Below are 25,274 nucleotides of genomic sequence, written 5' to 3'. Positions count from 1 at the left end.
CTACTCTTGCTATTACCTAAGGAATCGAACCCTAAAAAAGTATCCTAAACACTCCCAAACCATCGTAATTAATACTCCTATGAACGTCGCTTATCTCTCAAAGCGGGTGCAAATATACAACCCTTTTTATTTCTGCAAAGTTTTTTTTGATTTATTTTTTAGAAAAAAAATTAACTCTATTTCTAAAACAAATCTTATCAATGAACTTTTGAAAACCTATCTCGTTTTGCGGGTGCAAACGTACAACCTTTTTTTGTTCTGACAAGAACTTTTTACAAAGTTTTTTTAACTCCTATTCTATAAATCAATCTTCAATGAACTTTTGAAAACATATCTCGTTTTGCGGGTGCAAACATACATCAATTTAATTCAAACGTAACATCTTTTTTTAGAAATTTTTTCAAGAAATAAGAAAAGCCCTGATTTTAAAAAAGATAGAAAACGAAGATAAGAAAATTTATTAAGCTGAGAATACATTTTTTTACAAATTTCATCTAATTTGCATAGCACAAGCATATACAATACTCTTAATGTATTAGGGATAATAGCCCTTCGACTAGGCTCAGGACAAGCTAATCTTTCTAAACCATATACTTCGACAGACTCTGCATATGGTTTAAAATTGGAATACGGTTAAAAAAAGATATAGCAGATAGCCCGACCGCACCTTTTTATGGTGTAGTAATACCCAAAATTAATTCTTTCCTGATGATGGAGGGCTAATTGTATCTGTCCATTTATTACGTAAATCGTAAAAGCTAAAGTCTAAAGCTGTTTTTTGTTCTTCGAGAATATTAGATTGAAAGCTTCGTTGTAATATATCTTCGATCCAGTAATCTTCTTCTATATTAATAGGATCATATTCTCTTTTGAGTGAAATTTTAAAAAGCTTCGCTGTATTATTATACCAAAAGGCTCTCCAGCCGCTTCTATACTCTTTTACTAACTTAAACATGGTTTTACCTGTCTGGCGATGGATTAGCTTTACTAAAATCTGGCCTTCGGTACGGGTAAGTTTTTTGAGCTCTGCCGTAAATTCTTCCTCTAAATATTTCTGGAGTAGTTTTATGTATTTTCTTTTTGATCTTTTTGAATTAATCCCCTCTAACCTTTCGTTTAAAGTAGTTAATCGCTCGGAAGCAAGTTTTGCATATGGATATACTTTACGAGTTTTTCGTCGTAGTATCAGATATTTTCTTCGGGCAAGTCTATCATTAAATTTTAATCTTCCAAGAATAACAACTTCATCCAGATCAATAGCTTCGTGCGGAATTGTATCCCCTTCGACAATATAATATTGAACAAATCTGGTCGTATCAACTTTTGAAGTATCCATCCATTTTTGATCTCTCCCTTGTCCATAAAGCAGGGAACTTAGCATCGTTAACACTATATAAGGCAAATATTTAAACATAATAGATTATGAGGTCTTCTAAATTTACTTCAAAATTAATAATTAACAGATTCTAAACCGTGAAATCTATGTGAATATTGTTAATTTCGTAAAAAAACAAAAATACACTTCTAAATACTATGGCTAAAAAGAGCATACTAAACAAAAAGTCGATAACATTTCTTGAAAAATATTTAAATAATCCCGCTCCAACAGGATATGAATGGGAAGGGCAAAAAATATGGATGGATTATCTAAAACCATATGTTGACGATTTTATTACCGACACTTATGGAACTGCAGTAGGCGTTATTAACCCAAAGGCAAAATACAAAGTTGTTATTGAAGGGCATGCGGATGAGATATCCTGGTATGTGAATTACATTACAGACAATGGACTTATTTATGTTATTAGAAACGGAGGGAGTGATCACCAGATTGCTACTTCGAAACGAGTAAACATACACACCAAAAAGGGTATTGTGCAAGGTGTTTTTGGATGGCCTGCTATACATACCAGAAAGGCTGGCAAAGAAGAAGCTCCTAAACTTGATAATATTTGTATCGATGTCGGGTGTACCACAAAAGAAGAAGTTCTAAAACTGGGAGTACATGTCGGTTGTGTAATCACCTACCCTGATGAATTTTTTATTCTGAATAAGGACAAGTTTGTGTGCCGTGCATTGGATAATCGTATGGGAGGTTTTATGATAGCCGAAGTGGCTCGTTTACTTAAAGAGAATAAAAAGAAACTTCCGTTTGGCCTATACATCACCAATTCTGTACAGGAAGAAATAGGCCTTAGAGGTGCAGAAATGATAACTCACACTATCAAACCAGACGTAGCCATCGTTACCGATGTTTGCCATGACACCACTACCCCAATGATCGAAAAGAAAACTCAAGGTGAAACCAAAATTGGAGATGGCCCTGTAATTTCTTATGCTCCAGCGGTTCAGAATAGATTGAGAGAACTACTTATTGATACTGCAGAAGATAAAAAAATACCTTTTCAGCGTATGGCATCCAGCAGGATGACAGGTACAGACACCGACGCATTTGCATACAGCAATGGTGGTGTTGCCTCTGCTCTAATCTCATTACCTCTTCGTTATATGCACACCACCGTAGAAATGGTACACAGAGACGATGTAGAAAATGTGATAAAGCTGATCTATGAAAGTTTACTGAATATTAAATCCGGAGAAACTTTTAGTTATTTCAAAAAATAGACCTATTCAATAATTTTATATATAAATCCTGCTATTACAGCAGGATTTTTTATTTTTAAAACATGGCTGATGAACTTATAGACATATTAGACAAGACGGGAAAACCTACTGGGAAAATCAGGCTTAAATCTGAAGCTCATACATTAGGACTCTATCACGCTAGTGTTCATATCTGGTTTTATACTGAAGACGGAGAAATTCTATTTCAAAAACGAGCTGATGACAAAGATACCTTTCCTGGGTTGTGGGATGTTTCTGTGGCGGGTCATATTGGTGCAGGAGAATCTACAGAAGATTCTGCAATTAGAGAAATTAACGAAGAGATTGGTCTTACAGTCTCGAAAGATGATCTGGAGTTTATCGGAACATACTTGGGTCAAAAAGTCCCCAAGCCTGATCTATTCGATAACGAATTTCATCATATCTATGTATCAAAATTGAATAGCTCTATTGAAACACTTACGCTTCAGAAGGAAGAAGTAGCAGATGTTTCTTTACTTGAAATCGATACTTTAAAAAGTGCTCTCAAAGATACAATTCGCAGTAAAGAATATGTGCCCCATGACACAGCTTATTATACTTTTATTATCAACGAAATTAAGAATCGATTACCATAATACTTCTATTACAACAAACTATCATAACTTGAATATATACTATTTAATTATAGTAATTTTGTATTGAAAAATAAAAATCAATAAACAAAAACTATGACTTATTCAAATAAAGAAACGATAGCTAGTCTAAATATACTTTTAGCAGATTACCACATGTACTACCAGAAGCTCAGAAATTTTCATTGGAACATAACTGGTTCGCATTTTTTTGAGTTACATCTCAAATTTGAAGAACTTTATGAAGATGCAAAGCTAAAAATTGACGAAATTGCAGAAAGAATATTAACGCTTAGAGCCAAACCATTTAGTAATTATAGCTCTTATCTAAAACACTCTAGTATTAAAGAATCTGAAACCAATCTTATTGATCACGAAATGGTTTCTGCAGTTTTAGAAGATCATGACACGCTTTTGAATCAGCTGAAAAAAGTAGCTGAAAAAGCAGATGATGCTAAAGATGATGGAACACTTGATATAACGGGAACTTATATTGGAGAGCTTGAGAAAACCAGTTGGATGCTTAATGCCTGGAATCAACGAAATTAAAATATCGAAACTAACATTTTTCATTCTTTTGATAACTATAACGGTTAGTTGTCAAAAGAATGAATCAACTAATTTCATTAAAATTCATGCTCTTCCGAATGCGGTTCATGAAATATCTGGTATTGCTAAGTTACCTAATAATGGTACATTGTATGCTATAAATGATTCTGGTAACGATAATACTTTATTCGCCATAAACGAAGAAGGAAAAATTGCATCTAAAATTAAAATCAAAGGAGCTAAAAATACAGATTGGGAAGATTTGGCCTATGATCAAGAAAACAATATCTACATCGGTGATTTTGGAAACAATCATAATCAACGAAAAGATTTAAGAGTTTTCAAAGTTTCGGGAATTTTATCTAATGATATTTCTGTATCTACGATTAAATTTACTTTTGAAGATCAAAAGAAATTTCCTCCTAAAAAAAAGAACCTCAATTTTGATGTAGAAGCTTTTATTTATTTAAACGGAAGTTTATATCTATTCACAAAAAACCGAAGTTCTAAATTTACCGGGACTACTAAACTATATAAATTACCAGCGGTATCAGGTGAGCATGTTGCTCAATTAATCGGTTCCTACGATACCTGTGACGACCCAAACGATTGTTTTATTACTGGAGCAACTATTAATCGAAGTAGAAACAAAATAGTTTTATTGACTTATAATAAGCTATTCGTGCTTTCAGATTTTACACCAAACAATTTATTTGATGGCACTATTAAAAAGATAAAATTGAATCATTATTCACAAAAAGAAGGCATCTGTTTCAAAAATGACTCTATTCTATATATAACAGATGAAAAAATGAAGCATAAAAAAGCTGGTCTCTACGAATATCGATTTGATTAGTAACCGATTTTAAAAATCTAACCCAAAACCAAACGTAAATCGTAATCCATCATCACTATTAAACAGTCCTAATTGCCCGCCTATAGTATCTACGGCATTAATCCATAGTCCTCCGCCTATAGAATCATGCCATGTATCTGAATCCTCATCGTCATACCAGACTCTACCGATATCATACCCTCCAAATATCCCTATTTGTAAGGGTAGCAAACCGGTTTTAAACTTATTAAAACTATATCGCAGATCTCCACTAAATGCTAATGCGCTTTCTCCGGTAAAACGCTCTTCTCTATATCCACGTAGCCCATTAAATCCACCTAAAGTGGCTCCTTGATAAAATTCGAAACCATCTCCTATATTTACCTGTGCGATTGCATCTGTTTTAAGTACTAATTTTCTATTTCTAGTTATCGCATTATAAAAGCCAAGTTTAGGAATAATATACCCATAGGTTCTATCTGTATCTTCTACATTCATTCTTGCTCCGGTTTGCAAACTAAATAGCATCCCACGGGTTGGGTTTATGGCATTATCATAGCTCTCGAACTTGTAGTGTACATCTAAATTTGTAAAAAACTTCCTTTCAAAAAAATCAGGATCTCCGGTTAAAAAATCAAACTCAGAAGTTATAATTCTATTGGGAGTATCTTGTACTTCAATTCCTTCGAAGTTGGCTTTTAGAGAAAACTGAGAACCATAATTACCATTCTTAGAAATCCCCAGTCCAAATGCCCATGTACCAATCTTTACTCTATTATAATCCAGACCTAGCACATCATCTTCATTATTACTACCATTTCCAAATCCAAAAAAGTTTTGAGCAAAATTTTCACTGGTATATTTTCCGCTTAATAAAAAATTCCAGTTACCCAGTGCGTTCATAAATTCACCAGAATACGCCAAATCATACCCTTCTGTCTGAAAATAATAGGCAGCACTAAACCTATGTTTGCTATGGTATGGATCATTTTTAAACCCATTTACAGTATAGGTATCGGTAAGATTTATATTAAGTCCGTCATCTGGATTAAACCCAACAAAGGGAGCAATAACATTGGTTTTATTGATAAACTTATTATAATCATATACATTATAATTATAGATATTACTAAATCTAAATTTTGCCCCACCTTTTTTCTTTATGGTATTAGGTTTAGATTTATGATCATATACTTTGATTTTCCTTCCGTTCTCTATAGTATAGACATCATTATTTTGCCCCCCAACAATTTTAATCCTTATCGGATTTTTACCTTTTCCTTTTGCAACAAATTCATCATCATCATCCAATCCATAGATCCAAATTTCTTTTGTTTCTTTGGTAACAAACACCTTATCAATGTAAGGTTTTTGTGCTTTACCATCTTTAATTCTGGAAACCTTGATTCTTGTCTTATTATCTTCTCTTAGAATTTCGAAAAGATCATCTTTATCAGTTCCTTTGATAATAACATACTTAGAAAGATATGTAGCATAACGATCGGCAATACCTTCGATTTTATCTATTCGCGCTTTAAGAAATCCTTTGATTTTTTTGATCGTATCATCCTGAAGCTCGGCAGGAATAGTACTAAAAGCCTCTTCAATATCTACATCGGTAAGGTTTTCTTTAATATATTTAGCTTCTTCTAACCATATTTCCTTTCCAGAATTTTGAATCAATGCTTTATCCAATCGCATTCCTGACAGATTTATCCATCTAACTTTTTTAAGCTCATCATCGTATACCTGAAACTTACGGGATAAGGGAGATACAAATTTTAAAATACTTAAAATCGCACCATCATAATTACAGAAGACTTGATCTCTATCTCTGGGTATGGGTCTAAATATTTTACCATTTTCGGTATTAAATTGCGACCACCTCCATTGATCTGGATGACGATCCCAATCGCCAAGAATCATATCAAACAACCTGGCTCTTATATAACTCTTTTCATCTACCTGATATTCTTCATCTTCTCTCAATTTACTCAACAAATCATCTGTACTCTCGATATCATCAGGTTTTCCAAATGACATTTCCTGATCGTGTTCTTTCATCGGCCTTTCTTCTAGAAAATAGATTTCATCACCAAAGTTTTCATTGTATTTACCCAGCGCAGGGTGCTTAGGGACATAGTATAGTTTAGGATTTGTATGATACACTCCAATAGCATCGGCTAAACCACCGACCGCTAAAAACGCATATGGATAGCTAGAGGTATAAAAATCAGAAAGCACACTTTCTGTTACGGTATCATCAAAATCATCATCGACATAAGTGTATTTAAACGCTCCTTTTTGTAAAAACTGTGTAACACTCTTACGCATTGCTTTTAGGCTGTATTGTCTACCCAAGCTATCAACAAGACGCAATGATCTGGTTACCTGTCCTCCTCCTTGTCGGTCAATTGTAAAACCTCCCATTAATGTGTCTAGAGTAGCCACTGGCACTTTAATGTTTTTTCCGTAAACATTTCTATAATGATCTCCCCACAGCAGTCTATGAAATCCAGATTTTTCGACTTCTTCTTTAGTATAGATTGAACCAGAAACTTCTTTATCAAAAGAGGAAGCAACCCCACTAAAATCAAATTCTTCTTCTTTCGGATGCACTTCGGTTTGATAGACTAGTTTGGGAGTTCCATTTTCATTACCATAGTAGCGTACATTTGAAGATCCATCGGTAAACACATCCAGTACTGCAAACCCTTGTCCTGGATATGAGAATAATCCATATTTACCCAAAGAAGCAGATGAGACCTTAGATCCAGAACCAGAAACAATTTGTTTTAATCCATCATTATCAATATACTGCAAAGAATGTTCGTGACCCGATGTAAAAACAACTCTATCGACACCTCTTGCAATAGTAGATAATCTTCTCATAAACCTGTTGTAATGAGCATTAGACAAATCCTGCGCTGTAACTCCACCTTGCGAACGAATTTGAACCGCCAATGTTCCTAATATCGGAAGGGGTATTTTCTTCTTTGAAGGAAAAATATGCTTATCAAAACTATATTTCCCTCCATGGGGTCCATTGGTAAACATAGGGTGGTGCATCGCAACCAAAATAGTCTTTTTACTATGCTTTTTGAACTCTCCTTCGATCTCCTGAAAGAATTTTTCTCTAGTCTTAATTTCGCAATCATCATTGATTGTAGGGTTTTTATCCCAATTTGCCAGATACCATTGGGAATCTATAATCAATAAATGTACTTGATCATTAACCTTAACACTTTCTATAGGACATCCATTAGAAGGTAAAAAAGATTCTTTGTTACCTAATTTTTGGTTAACGTACTTTTCTTCTCTCTTTAGTCCTACTACTCCATTATTATACCAATCGTGATTGCCAGGAATAAAAACCACATTACCATCAAAGCCCTTTACTGCATCTATTTGAGCATTAATCCGATGTTCTGACAAAGCTCTTTCTGAGGATTCATTTATAGGCATTCCTTTGGGGTAAATATTATCTCCTAAAAAAATCAAGTAATCGTCTTTGGTTTTAGCAGTATCCATTACTTTTTCAAGAATAGTTAACCCCTTTGTGCTTTCATTTAATTTAGCATAACCTGCATCTCCAACTAGATAAAATGTTTTATCAATTTTTTTTACTGGTAATGTTTTAGTAAAATTTTCGACTTTATACTTAGGAGAATACGTAGCGCATGAACTTACCAGTAATGCAGTACAAATAATTAGAATCTTATTATATTTATTCATTGTTTGGAGTACAATCTCTTTTTTTTAATTATTTTGGTTACCGAAAAATAACAAATATGTCTTCCTTATTAGAAAAAACAGAACACTTTGTTTCGGAGCTTTTTGACAAAGAACTTCCGAACTCATGTATATATCATAATCACGACCACACCAAAAGAGTATTTAAAAGTACAAAAGAAATTATTGATAGCATCAATATCTCTAATGAAGATAAAGAAGTTTTATTGTTAACAGCGTTACTACACGATACGGGGTATTCTAAAAGCTCTAAAAACCATGAAGAACATAGTGTAGAGATTGCTACAGATTTTTTATCAAAGCAAAACGCTCCTAAAGCTATCATTGATAAGGTTTCTAAACAGATTATGGCAACCAAAATGGAGCATGAACCTGTTGACCTAATGGAAGAGATTATTAGAGATGCAGATGCTTCTCACTTTGCAAAAGATTACTATGGTGAGACTAGTGAACTTTTAAGAAAAGAATTTAAATTAAATGATGTTAAGGATTTAAATACTGCGCAATGGCTTAAAGCAAATATAGATTTGTTTCAGAATAAGCATCGTTATTATACCGATTATGCCAAAGAAAAGTGGGCTCCTAAAAAAGAAGAAAATTTAGCCAAAATGCTTAAGGAGCAGTCTAGAATAAAGAAAGAAAAGAAAAAGAGAAAAGAAAAAGAGAAAGAAGAAAGTCCAGAAAAGGGAATACAAACTCTATTTAGAGTTACCTTAAGAAATCATCTTAAATTAAGTGATATAGCAGATACAAAGGCCAACATCCTACTTTCTGTAAACGCCATTATCATATCACTTGCTTTGTCTAATTTGATTCCTAAATTAGATAATCCATCCAATCAATATCTAATATACCCCACTTTGATTTTTTTAATATTTAGTATCATATCTATTGTATTATCAGTATTGGCAACACGACCTAATGTAACTAGTGGTGAGTTTACCAGAAAAGAAATTGAAGAGAAGAAAGTAAATTTATTGTTCTTCGGTAATTTTCATAAAATGCCATTAGAGGAGTATAAATGGGCCATGCATGAACTAATGGATGATAAAGATTACATTTATGATACGATGATAAAAGATCTTTATTTTTTAGGTAAAGTATTACACAAAAAGTATAAAATATTAAGAATCACCTACACCGTCTTTATCATAGGAATTGTTTCGTCTGTGGTTTCTTTTGTAATTGCTTTTAATACACTACAATAATAAGCTACATGTTTTTGGATTACCGCTAAAGTGTAAAGTTTTGACTTAATTAAGTTCTTTCATAAGATCTTCGTAGGTATAAAACTCTTTATCCTGCTCATTTTTGTGATATAAAATATTTACACGAAGTGCTTTAAGCCCGGTAACACCTTGCAGATCATCTAGCTCTACGACTTCTATCTCATCTTCTAGGTAATTTTTAGACTGCAAGAAATTTAGATATTTGATATATTCTGTTTCATCAGAGCGTTGAGAATAGATAATGACCAATTTACCTTTTTCGGTAACTCGTTGATCTGTCCCTTTTATCATAGATTTATCTACTCTCTTTTTTACTACCTCGTATCTTGCATTATAAGTGCCATCTACATCAAAACGCTTCTCATCCATTCTAAATCTCACAGATAAAGATGTATTAAATACTAATACCATGGATGCTACATCTAATGCTACGGGTAAATCTTTTTTCATTTGATAATATGCATTTTCCATTTCACACATTACCTGTAACTGCCATAATCGAAGGTTGTATAAATACACCTTATTAAAACTGTCCTGCTTGGTAATAGATTCACCTATATACATATTATGTTCTACTCCATCAGATTTAAATCGCTCAAAATAATGAGGGTACATTCCTTGAGCTTCATCTTGTTTTTGATCCAATAAAGCGGCCATCTTCTTATTAATAAGCATTACCGATTCATCATAAGCCTTACGATGTTTATATACAGTTTTAATGCCTTTATCCAGCATTTGATTATATTCCTCTATAAGTGCATCTAGCTCACTATTTTTTTTATTAAGATGTTTAAATAGTGGTGTAATTTCTTTTTGAATGAAGTTTATAATCTTCTGTTCGCTATCAACTTGTAATTGCTCTGTAGTTGAATTAATATATCGATTTGTTCTATATTCTAACTGCTCATAAATAGGCAAAGGATCAGACTCTAACACTTTATTTATTACTTTAGAAATACCTCTGAGTTGTAAAACTAAATCTTTTTGAATCGCTTGATTACGTGCTTCAGAGGAACCTTTTATATCAATTTGCCCATATAATGGGTATACATTTTCAAAAACCACTTCTTTAAAAGACACCGGTTTTTCTTCAACCATGGCACGCATAAAACGTCTTGCTTCTTTCCTAAACTTCCACTGAACACTTGGATGAATCGAAGTACATTCCTGTTGGATAATTAACTCTAATTCATTTTCAGCTTTTGCCTTAGAGCGAAGAACAGAATCTACCAAATATGGCATTACATCTTGTAATTTATTGGCATTAATACTATTTAACTCCTGAACATTAGGTGAAACGATTTCAAGAATCCCCAATAACTTTCCTTCACTTTTTATAGGTGCAATAATCGCACTATTAATATCCTGGGCAACCAAATTCTTATACATCTTCTCCTCGGGAGTAGACTTTTGATATTTTTTTACATCAGAAATAGCAAAATAGGTCGATTTATCAAACAGAAAATGATAAGTCCCTTTACAAAGGGCTTCTTTACAATTATCTGAATATTGATCATAAAGAATATAACTATCTATATTTTTAAAGGGTACACGTTCAAATATCTGATCTTCTTCATAATAATTAGAGAACCCTACTTTAATTTCATGCAGATTAAAAATAGCTCTAAAAATCTCTTGAAAACTATCTACAAAATCACCTTTGGTTTTATCATATCGAATTAAACTAGTTTTAAAATCTGATAATGAAACATCGGTGGTCACATCAAACATATTTGCAAGTACGACACCTTTAAAAATCCAGCTATGAGGAGGAAACTTTTCTTTCCAGATATCGATATTATCAAAATTATCTAATAACTCGGCTACATCTTCGTCTGTAATATCTTTGGCTTTATCGGTCTTGATGATATCAATAAAATCACCATTATACATAATTCTATAGTGCCTCATTATCCCCATTGCATCGGGGATATCATAAAAGAAAGGTCTTCTAAAATCTATATTATATCCATAGTAGCTTCCTAAAATCATACTACATCCCATTATATAATAATGGTCTTCGTCTAAATTTTTGATTTGAGGTTCGAAATCTTCTCCTGCTACTTTTATAATATTTTGATAACGTTGTGTAGATTTTAATACTGTATTATGAAAGGGTATTGTTGCTATTTTTATCTCATTCTGTTGTAGCACTTGAGGGAATGAATCTTCTAGAATAAGATCGATTTGAGGAAGTAATTCTATTACTCTTTTTTCTTCTTTTATACCTTCATCTAGCTCAGGATATTCATTAACTACAGCTAATATATGCTCAGCACGGTTTCTTAAAAGTTCATTATCACTTTTAAGGCACTCTCTATACTGTTCAAAAAACTTTGAAAAACTAATCCATATATCTAAAGGAGAATCCTGCTCTAACACCTTCATATCAGTTTATCTATTAGTTATGCAAAAATAATATAAAACCCTTTGATAATGCTATTCTATTAACAATTAATTAAAATTATGTTAATAGATTAAAAACAAGGTTTAACACTAAAACGATTGAAGTTTTAAAATTTAGACTCAAAATCTAAGAAATCAACCATCTTTTTTAAAAACCATTATTGCCAAATCAAGCTTTTAACAGCATTACGATTAAATATAAGACTGAAAACAGTAGGTTTTTGTTACACTAAAACTCATTTTTTTCTCGCTTTCCTAAGAGGAACTTAACAAATTACCCATCAAAAAGTTAATTTTTGGAGTATATAGGATGGATTCTGTATTTTTACCCACACTAAATCAAAATACCATGAAAAGAATTGCATTACTGGTTACAATTATTCTACTTGCAGCCTGTAAAAAAGAAGAAAAAGGATACTCTATAACTGCAGATGTTGCGGGATTTGAGGATGGAACCGTAGTATATGTAAATGCTATTAGTGAATCCAACAGACCTGTAATTATTGATTCTGCAACCGTACAACAAGGTCAATTTAGAGTAAGCCTACCTACACCAGAGAGTAACGATTTTAATTATTTAACGTTTAAGGATATTCCTGGTAACGTATTATTTTTAGCCGAAAATAATCCCATCAAGATGACGATTTACAAAGACAGTCTGCGTTCATCAATTATTGAAGGTGGTATTGAAAACAAATTATTTTTTAGTTATGTTAATGCAATCAAATCTTTTGGCGAAGAAAAGGTGAAACTTAACAATCAATACCAAATAGCTTCAAAATTAAATGAAGCTGATAAGGCACTAAGAATAGCAGCTCAAAGAGAAAAATTACTTGAAGAAGAAAAACAGTTTAGAAAAGATCTTGCTGATAAAAACACCAATTCTTTAGTTTCTGTAATGGCTTTAACCGATCTTTTAAATCTTAAAGCAGTAAAAGCAAAAGAAGCAAAAGAAAAGTATGATGTATTACCAGATACTCTAAAAACATCTAGATTAGGTAAAAATTTAGATCGCCTTATTACTAATGCAGTTGCATTATCTAATCAAAAAAGAATAGATATTGGTAGCACAGCCGAAGATTTTTCTGCTCCTACTCCCGAGGGTAAAAAATTATCCTTAAAAGAATCGATGGGCAAAATTACCATAATCGATTTTTGGGCATCATGGTGCAAACCATGCAGAATGGAAAACCCAAATGTAGTACGTGTATATAATAAATATCATAATAAAGGATTAAATATTATTGGTGTTTCTTTAGATAAGAAACAAGAATCTTGGACCAAAGCAATTGCAGATGACAACTTAGATTGGAACCATGTGTCGAATTTACAATTTTGGCAAGACCCAATTGCAAGAGCCTACGGTGTACGATCTATACCAGCCACATTTATTTTAGATGAGAGCGGAAATGTTATTGCTAAAAATTTAAGAGGACCTGCTCTAGAAAAGAAAATTTCTGAATTACTGGATGAAAAAGCTTTATAGAATTATATAAGTTAAGAATTTGAAAAAACGGCCTTAAAAGAGGCCGTTTTTTTATATTTATATTTTAAAGTTTGCCCAATCTTTGCATTACAAAAAGAATAATAATGGGTATTGCCAGTAAACCTATCATCAATGGATTTTCTTGAAATAGCCAAGGAGCCAAAAACAAGGTAATGACATATCCTCCTACTGCTCCACCAAAATGCGCATCATGACCTATATTACCTACTCGATTTTTCATTCCGAAAATAGAATATAATAAATATCCGATTCCAAAAACATATGCAGGAATCGGGATTGGAATAAACATCAAATACAAACTCATATCCGGTCGAAATAAAATGCCTGCATAAATAATTCCTGAAACAGCACCACTGGCTCCTACAGCACTGTAATGATATTCATCCTTATGAAAAAACAAAGAAAATAAATTTCCCACCAAAAGACTTCCAAAATAAATAACCAAAAATTTTACATTCCCTGTGAAATCAAGTACTACCGGAGCAAAAAAGTAAAGTGTAAACATATTGAAGAAGAGATGCATCGTATCTACATGTAAAAAACCCGAGGTTAGCATACGTATCTGCTCTCCGCGTCGTATTCCTCCAATATTAAATTTGTACCGTTCAAAAAAAGAAAAGTCATTAAACCCTTTTAATGACATCAATATATTAGCCGCGATTATAATAATTAGTACAATATCAAGGTTCCCCATAAATGCAATTTTCTTCAAATATACCATATATTTTTACTCAAAAAAATTGCAATAATTAGGTCGGCGCTATTAGCAAAAGTTTATGATTTAAAAGTTCTATTAATTTTATCTTTGTAGGCTTCAATATAATTCGCAATGCAGCTATTAATATATCGTTTGGTGTATCCAATATTGTGGGTGATTTCTATATTACCGTGGCCTTTATTTTATATGTTTTCTACTGGAGTATATTATGTTACATATTATATTATCGGTTATCGCAAAAAAGCTGTAACAGAAAATCTAATGCTGGTTTTTCCGAAAAAATCAAAAAAGGAAATTTATAAAATCCGTAAACGTTTTTATAAACACATGTGTGATATGTTCTTAGAAATGGTAAAAACTATATCTATATCAAAAGAGGAACTAAGCAAGCGTTTCAAAATCCTAAACCCCGATACTTTAAGAACATTAGAATCAAATAACAAAAGTATTATGGTCTTAATAGCTCATTATGCCAGTTACGAATGGTCTATTGCAGTGCAATTCCTAGGTGGTTTTCCTATAGTTGGTGTTTACAAAAAACTTGCGAACCCGTATTTTGATCAGCTTGTGAATAGAATACGAGGTCGCTTTGATGCCCGATTAATCTCTAAGCATAATACCGTTAGAGAAATCACACGAGACAAAGTACAAGGTAAACTTTGTGCGTACGGATTAGTGACCGATCAATCTCCAAGGTTAAAAAACACCATATACTGGACAGATTTTATGGATATACTAGTTCCTGTCTACCCTGCAGGAGAAAAGTTAGCAAAACGAATGGACATGCCTGTAGTATATCTCAAAGTAGAAAAAGTAAAAAGAGGGTATTATGAAGCAGAGTTTATACCTATTACCAAAAATCCAAAAGATTGTGAAGATTACTACATTACCAAAAAATACCTTAGACTACTAGAATCACAAATTCATAACCAACCCGAATATTACCTTTGGACTCATAAACGTTGGAAATATCGTAATGCAGAAATCCCAAAAGGAGCGGTTATAGACTAGCGATTCATTCTACATCCTATTTATGAGAATTTGGTTTTTTTTAACGTTTAATACTTATTTTTAACCAAATACCTGTATTTTCGCGCTTAAACCCCATCTATTTTATGCAATTAGTTGTTTATAGTATAGTTTATCCATTCTTATGGCTAATCTCAAAATTACCATGGAGATTATTTTATGCATTTTCTACTGGTATCTTTTTTCTTATATATTATATCATTGGTTACAGAAAAAAAACTGTAGCCGAAAACTTAAAATTAGTTTTTCCGAATAAGGATCCCCAAGAAATCAAAAGGATTAGAAAAGATTTTTATCGACATCTATGCGATATGTTCTTAGAAATGATAAAATCGATTTCTATATCTAATGAAGAGATGAAGGAACGTTTTAAGGTGACTAATCTGGATATGCTTAACGAATTAGAAGCCCAGGGAGAAAGCATGATGGTATTTATGGCACATTATGCTAGTTATGAATGGGCCAACGTAGTTGATATACAAACAGGTATTCAAGCAGTAGGTGTATATAAACGTATAGAAAACAAATATTTTGACAGGTTGGTGCGTAGAATACGTGCACGTTTTGGATCTAGAGTGGTAACCACCAAGAATGCTATGGAAGAAATCACCAAAGATAAAAACAGGGAGGGTGTGTTTATGTATGGACTAGCTGCCGATCAATCTCCTAAAATATATAAAGCAACATATTGGACAGATTTTATGGGTGTAAAAGTGCCTACCTTCTTAGGTGCAGAGGTTTTAGCTAAGCGTTTAGGTACTAAGGTTTTTTATCTGAAAGTAGAAAAATTGAAAAGAGGATATTACGAAGCTACTTTTGTTCCTATAGCCGATGATCCTAATGCTTGCGAAGAGTATTCAATAGTAAAAAGCTATCTTAGGATTCTAGAAAAACAAATTCATAACAAACCCGAATATTACCTTTGGACGCATAAACGCTGGAAACATCGTAATGCATTATCACATGCCCCAGAAGGTGCCACAATAGATTAATAACTCTTACCAATGAGATACTGATAAATAAGTTTACCTTTGTTAGCTTTTAACAAATCGGCTCATGCAATTATTAATTTATAGTATCACCTACCCTATAATTTTAGGAATATCGAAACTACCATGGAGGTTGTTTTATATGTTCTCTACTTGTACCTATATTGTAACGTATTATATAATACGCTACAGAAGAAGTACCGTAACAGAAAACTTAACCTTAGTATTTCCCGAAAAATCTAAAAAAGAAATAAAAACCATTCGCAAGACATTCTACAAGCACATGTGTGATATGTTTTTAGAAATGACAAAATCACTTTCTATTTCGAGAGAAGAACTCATAAAACGTTATAAAGTAGTAAATCTCGAAGAGTTTCATGAATTTGAAAAAAAGAACAAAAGCATTATTGCCCTTATGGGACATTACGGAAGTTTTGAATGGTCTAATGCCATCGACTTAGTATCTCTAAATCCTTGCGTAGGGATTTATAAACAGATTAAAAACAAGCATTTTGACAGTTTAGCACACCGTATACGTGGACGGTTTAACTCCAGGCTTATTGCCAGCCACAAGGTAGCCAGACAGATTATTAAAGATAAGCAAGAAAATAACGTATGTGCATATGGTATGATCTCTGATCAATCCCCAAAAATTAATAATGCAAAGTATTGGACCGATTTTATGGGAATTAAAGTACCCATTTTTTTAGGAGGAGAATTTCTAGCACAACGACTTGACGTTATTGTGTTATATCTTCAAGTAAAAAAAGTAAAACGAGGACATTATGAAGTTAAATTCATCCCTATAACCGAGAATAGTAAAGAAGAAGAGAAATTTTATTCCATAAAAAAATATCTTCGATTGCTTGAAGAACAGATACGCGAACAACCCGAATATTATCTCTGGACTCATAAACGTTGGAAACATCGCAATGCCCAATCAGAAGCTCCAGAAGGTGCGATTATAGATTAGCATAAATACCAGGTAAGCTAATATAGCCTACCTGGTAATCTAAACGTATTATATTCCTGCAATTTCTTTTAACGTTACTATAGTATCTTCTGCCAGTTGGTCTGCCTTTTCCTGACTTAATGCTTCAGTATAAATACGAATGATCGGTTCGGTATTACTTTTGCGTAAGTGCACCCAACAATCTTCAAAATCTACTTTTACACCATCAACAGTAGACACTTCTTCTGAAGCATGTTTTTTATGAAAACCTGCCAAAATACCATCGACATCCAAACCAGGGGTCAATTGTATCTTATTTTTACTCATAAAATAAGATGGGTAGCTATTTCGCAATTCACTTACGGTACACTTCTTTTCTGCCAAATGAGTAAGAAATAAGGCTACTCCTACCAAAGAATCTCTTCCATAATGTGATTCTGGATAAATGATTCCTCCATTACCTTCTCCACCAATAACTGCTTTATTGGCTTTCATTAATTCAACTACATTAACTTCTCCTACAGCACTAGCTTCATAAGTACCATTATGCTTTTGCGTAACATCTCGTAATGCTCTGCTCGAAGATAAATTAGAGACTGTATTACCAGGGGTTTTTCCTAATACAAAATCTGCGCATGCAACCAGTGTATATTCCTCTCCAAACATTTCGCCATCCTCGCTCATAAAAGCTAGACGATCAACATCAGGGTCAACAGTAAGGCCAAAATCGGCTTTCTCTTTTACAACCAATTCAGACAAATCGGTTAAGTGTTCTTTAAGAGGTTCTGGGTTATGCGGAAAATGACCTGTAGGTTCGCAATATAATTCTACCACATCTACTCCCATTTTTTTAAGAAGTTTTGGTATCGCAATACCGCCAGTAGAGTTCACTGCATCAACAACAACTTTGAATCCGGCTCCTTTTACTATATCTGCATTGACTAAAGATAAATTTAAAACTTCATCGATATGCTTATCAATATAGGTATCATTAACCGTTATGCTCCCTAAATCATCAACTTCGGCAAAAGTATATGCATCATTTTCTGCTATATCAAGGATTTTCTTTCCGTTCTCTGCATTTAAAAACTCTCCTTTATTATTAAGAAGTTTTAGGGCATTCCATTGTTTTGGATTATGGCTGGCGGTTAAAATAATTCCTCCATCTGCTTTTTCAATAGGAACAGCTACTTCTACCGTTGGTGTAGTAGAAAGACCTAAGTCAATAACATGTATCCCTAATCCTACCAAACTATTCATTACCAATTCCTGGATCATAGATCCCGAAATTCGAGCATCTCGCCCAACAACTACAATAGGATGTTTTTTGTTTGTCTCTTCTTTAAGCCAACTACCGTAGGCCGAAGCAAATTTTACTGTATCCACAGGAGTAAGATTATCCCCTACTGCGCCACCTATTGTACCTCTAATTCCAGAAATTGATTTGATTAATGTCATTTTATAATATTGATTGTTTGGTTTGATGGCAAATGTACGAGGTACAAAAGATTACTACAACTTTACCATTAAAGTTTACCCAAAAACAGCACATATTTATCAAAATATTGTAAATTTCTCTAATGAATTTCTTAGCCCACATTTATCTCTCTGGAGAAGACCCTGAATTAAAAATTGGTAATTTTATCGCAGACTCTGTTAAAGGAAAAAAGTTTTTAGACTATCCAGAACGCATAAGTCAAGGGATTACATTGCATCGAAAAATTGATTCATTCACTGATTCCCATGATATTGTAAAAAAAAGTGTCTCTCGATTATTTCCTAAATACCGGCATTATAGTACGGTGATTGTTGATATTTTATATGATCATTTTCTGGCTGCCAACTGGACAGAATATTCTGATATTCCATTAGAAGAATACACTTTGGATTTTTATAGTTTACTTCATCAACATCACGAGATCCTACCCAAGCAAATTCAGACTTTATTACCCTATATGGAGCAAGATAATTGGTTACTTAGCTATGCTTCTATTTCTGGGATTGGCAATGTGTTATCCGGGATGAACCGAAGAACAAAGAACCGATCAAAAATGAATCTTGCTGTGACTGAACTTGAGGAACATTATACTGATTTTGATATTGAGTTTCGCTCTTTTTTCGAAGAGTTAAAACTATATACTAAAAGTGAAATAAAAATATTATGAGACACCTATTCTACTTCATATTTCTTTTATTAAGTTTTTCATGTAAAACATCTACCGATCAAGAACAAAAAGCTAAGCCTGTAAAAGGTGTTATAGCACAAAATGCTATGGTTGTGTCGGCAAGAGAAGAAGCTTCAAAGATTGGTGCTGATATTATGAAGAATGGAGGTAATGCGTTTGATGCCATGGTAGCCACCGAAATGGCACTTGCAGTATCGTATCCTTATGCGGGTAATCTGGGAGGAGGAGGGTTTATGGTGTACAGAAAAGCCAATGGAGAGACAGGAACTTTAGATTATCGAGAAAAAGCACCTCTTGCAGCTACTAAGAATATGTACCTTGATGAACACGGAGACCCTATTCCCGAAAAAAGCCAATATGGAGCAACAGCAGCGGGAGTTCCCGGAACTATAGCCGGTATTTTTGAAGTACACAAAGAATTTGGCACCCTACCTATACAGGATATTCTTATGCCTGTTGTAGAACTTGCCCATAAAGGGTTTGTAATCACACAAAAACAAGAAAAACGCTTTGAACATTATAAAGAATATTTTTATAAAGTAAATAAAGATACTATTCCTATTCTTAAAGGATATACTGCAAATGATACTTTAAAAAATCCAAAATTAGCGCAAACACTTCTTAGAATTATCGAAAATGGCAAGGATGAATTCTATAGAGGAGAAACTGGACAAAAGTTGATTGATTTTATTCAAGATAATGGTGGAATCATGACCATAGAAGATTTAAACAAGTATGAAGTTAAATGGAGAGAACCCGTACGATTTAAGTATAAAGACTTAACGGTTATATCTATGTCGCCACCATCAAGCGGAGGTATCTGTTTGGCGCAAATTATGGGAATGATTGAGCCATATGATCTGAGTAATTATGGTCATAATCAGCTTAAAACTATACAAGTTATTGTAGAAGCCGAAAAAAGAGCGTACGCCGATCGTAGTTATTATTTAGGCGACCCTGATTTTGTTGAAATACCTGTAGACACTCTATTAGATAAAGACTATTTAACCGATAGAATGCAAGATTTTAGTTTTGATAAACCTACACCATCTTCAGATATTAGTTGTGGTAACATTCCGGGATATGAGAATGATGAAACGACCCACTACTCTATTGTAGATCAATTTGGAAACGCAATATCGGTAACTACTACTCTTAATGGCGCCTATGGGTCTAAATTATATGTCCCAGAATTAGGTTTTTTCCTCAATAACGAGATGGACGATTTTAGTGCCAAACCAGGAACACCCAATATGTTTGGGTTAATAGGTGCCGAAGCTAATGCTATAGCCCCCGAAAAAAGGATGTTAAGTTCTATGACTCCGACGATTATTGAAAAAGATGAAAAATTCTGGATGTCTGTAGGAACCCCGGGGGGATCCACGATTATTACTTCTGTCCTACAAACTATATTAAATGTAAAAGAATTTGGTATGACGATGCAGGATGCCGTAAATGCTCCGCGTTTTCATCATCAATGGTTACCAGATGAAGTATATTTCGAACCCAATTTGTTTGATCAGGAATTACTAAATGAAGTAGAGACAAAAGGATACACTATAAATGTAAAAGAATCTAAGATCACCAGTAAGGTCGAAGGTATTCTTGTATTACCCGATGGAACCCTTGAAGGAGGTGCCGATAAACGAGGAGATGATACCGCTGTAGGATTTTAAATTATAAAAAAATCATGAAGTTTATTACCGAATTACTTTCAAAGTTTGAAAACCATGCCGATGCAGAACAAGCGAGGGCAATGGAAGCCTATATGAAAGACCTTTTCTCCTATTACGGAATAAAAGCTCCTGTAAGAAAAACTATTTTAAAAGAAACTATCAATAATTTTAAAAATGAATTATCGCGTGATACTATTATTGAAATAGCTAATACTTTAAATCAAGACCTGCATCGCGAACTTCACTATTGCGCCATGGAGCTGGTGGATCGTTTTCTGAAAAAAAAATACGAGGTCGATGATATTTATTTTATTGAAAAAATGATCACCACCAATTCCTGGTGGGATACCGTAGACTTTATCGCAAAACATATTTTGGGCAACTACTTACTTCAATTTCCTGATCAAACCCAAGTGGTTATTACCAAATTTTCTCTTTCAAAAGATATGTGGCTTAACCGAAGTGCTATTTTATTTCAGTTAGGATACAAAGATAAAACTGATGCTCAGTTATTGTTTTCGTTATGTGATCACCACAAATCTTCTAATGAATTCTTTATCAGAAAAGCGATTGGTTGGGCCTTACGAGAATACTCGAAAGTAAATCCAGAAGCTGTACAGCTTTATGTATCTTCTGCAAAATTAAAGCCTTTATCAGAAAAAGAGGCTTTAAAAAGAATTCAATAAACCTTACCTAAATTGAGAATGGTAAGTATTCATTACCTCTCGGCGTTTACCCGAAGATAATAAAGGGATTTCATCAACATATTCGATAGTAATATTAGCATCTTGTCCAAGATACTCTTTATACTCTAATAACATTTTTTCTTCGTCAACCTTTTGATCTGTATTTAGTTTTATCAAATACTCTTTTTCTCCATATTGAATCAATTGAAACTGTTTGTATTCACCATATTTGCATAATTTATACGAAATATGAGAAGGTACCAGGTCTCCACTTGTATTGTAAATCAGGTCAAGTTTTCTTCCTTCTATAGATGTTAAGAAAGGTACCCCTTTTTCGCCAACATCCATACTTCCTATATCACCTGTATCATATCGTATTAAAGGCATCGCATAATTATGTAAATCTGTAACTACAATTCTACCACGTTCACCATTTGTTACAGGGATATCTTTATCAAGATGAAGGATTTCTACATGGTAACTTGCCAGGTTGATCATAAATCTACGTGTATCATCGCCATCCTCCTGGGCAATAATTCCATTTTCGTTATTAGAATATCGTGATACAGGAACTACACCAAAATATTTTTGCATCCTATTGCGAGTATACGCATTCAACCCTTCAGAAATGGTTATAATAGAATGCACGTTGCACTGTATTGGTTTAGCATTAACTTTATCTAAATATTTGCATATTTTTTCAAAAGCAGATACATACCCCAAAAAACTCTTTTTTGATGTACTCTCTTCTAGTTTTTTAATAAACTCGGCAATAGTATCATCTTCAAGTTTAAAGACACTTTGTGGTACAATATTTTGTATCCAATCTTTAGAAAACAGAGTGCGTTTTATATGATCCGGCCAAATTTTTATGTACACTAACTCATACCCTATTTCATAACCAGATTTTTTTGAATAATACAAATTATCTCCCGTATTACGACAGCGTTTACTCATATTCTGTAATACCGAAAAAGGTGCTCCGGTAGAGCCACTAGTAGAAACTAATACACAATTTTTAGTTTTATATTTTGAAGATTTAAAGTCATCAAAATTATCACGAATCAAATTTTTATTGATCACCGGAAAATCGGAAAGTTGGGTGTCCTTAGCGTAGGTTTTGTAGAACTTAGTGGTTTCTAAAGTATGACTAAGAATATTACTAAGATATTTTGCCTTTTTATTTTTAGAAAATTCTGATGTAGGAAATTCATTAATTTGCTTGATATCACGGTAGTGATTTCTGATATCAAATCCTCTTAAAAAATCGTAAAACCAAAAAGCATTTTTACGAAAAACTTGTAATAGATCCATTAGTGTATTACCATTACTATAAATAAGTCAAAAAAACCATAATGGTTTTACCGATCAAGGTCCAATTATGTGCTAAACAAAGGTAAAAAAAAATGCGCAGCTTTTGGCTGCGCATTTTTGTTGATATATGTAGTAATTATTTTACTTCTTCGAAATCAACATCTTCTACATCACTTCCTTCAGAACCTCCGTCAGATTCAGGCTGGTCTGCTCCGGCATCTGGACCTGGTTGTCCATTTTGCTGTGCTTCGGCCTGTGCCTTATACATCTCTTCACTAGCTACTTTCCAGGCTTCATTGATTTTATCAAGAGCCGGTTGGATCACAGCAAGATCTTTAGATTCGTACGCTTTCTTCAATTCTTCCAAAGCATCTTCAATTGGTTTTTTCTTATCATCAGATAATTTTTCACCAAACTCAGTTAACTGCTTTTCAGTCTGGAAAATCATTCCATCAGCTTCATTAAGTTTATCAGCAGTTTCTTTTGCCGCTTTATCCGCCTCTGCATTTGCTTCAGCTTCTTGCTTCATTTTCTCGATTTCTTCTTCTGTTAATCCTGAAGAAGCTTCGATACGAATATCCTGAGACTTATTAGTAGCTTTATCTGTAGCAGATACTTTGATAATACCATTGGCATCGATATCAAAAGTAACTTCGATCTGTGGTGTTCCTCTCTGTGCTGGTGGAATTCCATCTAAGTGAAAACGACCTATTGTCTTATTATCTGCCGCCATAGGACGTTCACCTTGTAATACGTGAATCTCAACCGATGGCTGATTATCTGCAGCCGTAGAGAATACTTGTGACTTCTTGGTTGGGATGGTCGTGTTAGCATCGATAAGCTTTGTCATTACATTACCCATAGTTTCGATACCCAAAGAAAGTGGTGTAACATCTAATAAAAGTACATCTTTAACATCTCCGGTCAATACTCCTCCTTGGATTGCAGCTCCTACAGCAACAACCTCGTCTGGGTTTACTCCTTTACTTGGTGATTTACCAAAGAACTTTTCTACCGCTTCTTGTACAGCAGGGATACGAGTAGATCCACCAACTAAAATAATTTCGTCGATATCACTAGTTGACAATCCAGCTGCTTTAAGCGCTGTACGACATGGCTCAACAGTACGTTTTACCAAATCATCTATTAATTGATCAAATTTCGCTTTAGATAATGTTCTTACCAAGTGCTTAGGTCCACTAGCAGTTGCCGTAACATAGGGTAAGTTAATTTCTGTCTGCGGAGAAGATGATAATTCTATCTTCGCTTTTTCTGCAGCTTCTTTAAGACGTTGTAATGCCATAGGATCGTCACGTAGATCCATATTTTCATCTGCCTTAAATTCTTCTGCTAACCAATCGATAATCTTTTGATCCACATCATCACCTCCTAAATGTGTATCTCCATCTGTAGATAACACTTCGAATACTCCATCTCCTAATTCAAGGATAGATACATCATGTGTACCTCCACCAAAATCAAATACAACGATTTTTTGATCGGTACCTTTTTTATCAAGACCATATGCCAATGCTGCTGCAGTAGGCTCATTAATGATTCTCTCTACTTTAAGACCTGCGATCTCTCCAGCTTCTTTTGTAGCCTGACGCTGTGCATCATTAAAATATGCTGGTACAGTAATTACTGCTCTCGAAACATCTTGTCCTAAGTAATCCTCTGCAGTTTTCTTCATTTTCTGAAGTGTCATTGCAGATAATTCTTGTGGTGTGTACAAACGTCCATCGATATCCACACGTGGCGTATCGTTATCTCCTTTTACAACTTTGTAAGCTGCTCTTTTAGCCTCTTTAGCAGATTCAGAGAATTTATTTCCCATAAATCTCTTTATAGAAGAGATAGTCTTAGTTGGATTAGTAACCGCCTGACGTTTTGCAGGATCACCTACTTTAATTTCTCCACCTTCTACAAAAGCAATTACAGAAGGAGTTGTTCTTTTACCTTCGGCATTAGGGATCACTACAGGCTCATTACCTTCCATTACAGAAACACAAGAGTTGGTTGTCCCTAAGTCTATTCCTATTATTTTACTCATTTTATACTAAATTGTTATACTATTGTTCGTAATAATTTATTGCTGTAAGGTCAATGATTATGCCATTACAATCTGTCTGACAGGATGTCATTACAATTATCTTAACTCCTATAAAATCTACAGTACCCATTTCTTTAAAAACAACCACGCTTC

Annotated in this window: 19 protein-coding genes; 12 read left to right on the top strand and 7 right to left on the bottom strand. The window is 33.6% G+C overall.

The annotated features are described in order from the left end of the window. Window positions 1-694: 694 nt before the first annotated feature. Window positions 695-1,381, bottom strand: coding sequence for a DUF4294 domain-containing protein (locus ABW637_RS09585; protein WP_445012718.1), 687 nt, complete (start codon window positions 1,379-1,381; stop codon window positions 695-697). 152 nt (window positions 1,382-1,533) lie between these two features. On the opposite strand from ABW637_RS09585, the gene ABW637_RS09580 reads away from it, so the two are divergent. The 4 genes from ABW637_RS09580 to ABW637_RS09565 all read left to right on the top strand — a co-directional run bounded on the left by ABW637_RS09580 (window position 1,534) and on the right by ABW637_RS09565 (window position 4,644). Then, a complete protein-coding gene (locus ABW637_RS09580) occupies window positions 1,534-2,625 on the top strand; it encodes a M42 family metallopeptidase (RefSeq protein ID WP_367584440.1) in 1,092 nt (363 codons plus the stop codon). A 62-nt stretch (window positions 2,626-2,687) separates the two neighbouring features. Further along, complete coding sequence (locus ABW637_RS09575) at window positions 2,688-3,242, top strand: NUDIX hydrolase (protein ID WP_367584439.1); 555 nt, start codon at window positions 2,688-2,690, stop codon at window positions 3,240-3,242. Window positions 3,243-3,335: 93 nt separating this feature from the next. After that, the gene (locus tag ABW637_RS09570) at window positions 3,336-3,788 is read left to right on the top strand and encodes a Dps family protein (protein ID WP_367584438.1); all 453 of its coding nucleotides are present in this window, start codon (window positions 3,336-3,338) and stop codon (window positions 3,786-3,788) included. Beyond that, the gene (locus tag ABW637_RS09565) at window positions 3,766-4,644 is read left to right on the top strand and encodes an SdiA-regulated domain-containing protein (RefSeq protein WP_367584437.1); all 879 of its coding nucleotides are present in this window, start codon (window positions 3,766-3,768) and stop codon (window positions 4,642-4,644) included. Before ABW637_RS09570 ends, ABW637_RS09565 begins: the two co-directional genes overlap by 23 nt. A 9-nt stretch (window positions 4,645-4,653) precedes the next feature. On the opposite strand, the gene ABW637_RS09560 is transcribed toward ABW637_RS09565, so the two are convergent. Then, window positions 4,654-8,358: a metallophosphoesterase gene (locus ABW637_RS09560; RefSeq protein WP_367584436.1), complete on the bottom strand. Its 3,705-nt coding sequence runs from the start codon at window positions 8,356-8,358 to the stop codon at window positions 4,654-4,656. Window positions 8,359-8,414: 56 nt separating this feature from the next. On the opposite strand from ABW637_RS09560, the gene ABW637_RS09555 reads away from it, so the two are divergent. Further along, complete coding sequence (locus ABW637_RS09555; protein WP_367584435.1) at window positions 8,415-9,584, top strand: Pycsar system effector family protein; 1,170 nt, start codon at window positions 8,415-8,417, stop codon at window positions 9,582-9,584. 45 nt (window positions 9,585-9,629) lie between these two features. On the opposite strand, the gene ABW637_RS09550 is transcribed toward ABW637_RS09555, so the two are convergent. Beyond that, complete coding sequence (locus tag ABW637_RS09550; RefSeq protein WP_367584434.1) at window positions 9,630-11,993, bottom strand: GAF domain-containing protein; 2,364 nt, start codon at window positions 11,991-11,993, stop codon at window positions 9,630-9,632. A 367-nt stretch (window positions 11,994-12,360) separates the two neighbouring features. Here ABW637_RS09550 and ABW637_RS09545 point away from each other — a divergent pair, with 367 nt between their 5' ends. After that, complete coding sequence (locus ABW637_RS09545) at window positions 12,361-13,497, top strand: redoxin domain-containing protein (protein ID WP_367584433.1); 1,137 nt, start codon at window positions 12,361-12,363, stop codon at window positions 13,495-13,497. A gap of 64 nt (window positions 13,498-13,561) precedes the next feature. Here ABW637_RS09545 and ABW637_RS09540 read toward each other — a convergent pair whose 3' ends face one another. Continuing rightward, a complete protein-coding gene (locus ABW637_RS09540) occupies window positions 13,562-14,212 on the bottom strand; it encodes a rhomboid family intramembrane serine protease (RefSeq protein ID WP_367584467.1) in 651 nt (216 codons plus the stop codon). A 135-nt stretch (window positions 14,213-14,347) separates the two neighbouring features. Here ABW637_RS09540 and ABW637_RS09535 point away from each other — a divergent pair, with 135 nt between their 5' ends. From ABW637_RS09535 to ABW637_RS09525, 3 genes are all read left to right on the top strand, one after another. Next, complete coding sequence (locus ABW637_RS09535) at window positions 14,348-15,247, top strand: lysophospholipid acyltransferase family protein (RefSeq protein ID WP_367584432.1); 900 nt, start codon at window positions 14,348-14,350, stop codon at window positions 15,245-15,247. A gap of 104 nt (window positions 15,248-15,351) precedes the next feature. Beyond that, entirely contained in the window at window positions 15,352-16,257 is a 906-nt protein-coding gene (locus ABW637_RS09530) for a lysophospholipid acyltransferase family protein (protein WP_367584431.1), read from the top strand. Between the two features lie 64 nt (window positions 16,258-16,321). Next, complete coding sequence (locus tag ABW637_RS09525; RefSeq protein ID WP_367584430.1) at window positions 16,322-17,227, top strand: lysophospholipid acyltransferase family protein; 906 nt, start codon at window positions 16,322-16,324, stop codon at window positions 17,225-17,227. 48 nt (window positions 17,228-17,275) lie between these two features. Here ABW637_RS09525 and glmM read toward each other — a convergent pair whose 3' ends face one another. Further along, a complete protein-coding gene (gene glmM, locus ABW637_RS09520) occupies window positions 17,276-18,664 on the bottom strand; it encodes a phosphoglucosamine mutase (RefSeq protein WP_367584429.1) in 1,389 nt (462 codons plus the stop codon). A 122-nt stretch (window positions 18,665-18,786) separates the two neighbouring features. Between glmM and ABW637_RS09515 the strand changes: the two genes are divergently transcribed. Genes ABW637_RS09515 through ABW637_RS09505 form a run of 3 tightly spaced genes read left to right on the top strand, consistent with a single transcriptional unit; the run spans window position 18,787 to window position 21,754 of the window. Next, window positions 18,787-19,371 carry an acyl carrier protein phosphodiesterase gene (locus tag ABW637_RS09515; protein ID WP_367584428.1) on the top strand — a complete coding sequence of 195 codons (585 nt, stop codon included), beginning with the start codon at window positions 18,787-18,789 and terminating at the stop codon, window positions 19,369-19,371. Further along, window positions 19,368-21,068, top strand: coding sequence for a gamma-glutamyltransferase (gene ggt / locus ABW637_RS09510; RefSeq protein WP_367584427.1), 1,701 nt, complete (start codon window positions 19,368-19,370; stop codon window positions 21,066-21,068). The genes ABW637_RS09515 and ggt overlap by 4 nt, the downstream gene beginning before the upstream one ends. 14 nt (window positions 21,069-21,082) lie before the next feature. Beyond that, the gene (locus ABW637_RS09505; protein WP_367584426.1) at window positions 21,083-21,754 is read left to right on the top strand and encodes a DNA alkylation repair protein; all 672 of its coding nucleotides are present in this window, start codon (window positions 21,083-21,085) and stop codon (window positions 21,752-21,754) included. A gap of 3 nt (window positions 21,755-21,757) precedes the next feature. On the opposite strand, the gene ABW637_RS09500 is transcribed toward ABW637_RS09505, so the two are convergent. Next, window positions 21,758-23,068, bottom strand: coding sequence for a phenylacetate--CoA ligase family protein (locus ABW637_RS09500; protein WP_367584425.1), 1,311 nt, complete (start codon window positions 23,066-23,068; stop codon window positions 21,758-21,760). Window positions 23,069-23,204: 136 nt separating this feature from the next. Continuing rightward, window positions 23,205-25,121 (bottom strand): molecular chaperone DnaK, encoded by a 1,917-nt coding sequence (gene dnaK / locus ABW637_RS09495; RefSeq protein WP_367584424.1) that lies wholly within the window; start codon window positions 25,119-25,121, stop codon window positions 23,205-23,207. Window positions 25,122-25,274: the final 153 nt, after the last annotated feature.

The sequence above is a fragment of the Aquimarina penaris genome (genome assembly GCF_040786285.1).
Lineage (GTDB): Bacteria > Bacteroidota > Bacteroidia > Flavobacteriales > Flavobacteriaceae > Aquimarina.
Note: the sequence above shows the minus strand (reverse complement) of the source record. Positions and strands in the feature narration are given on the sequence as shown.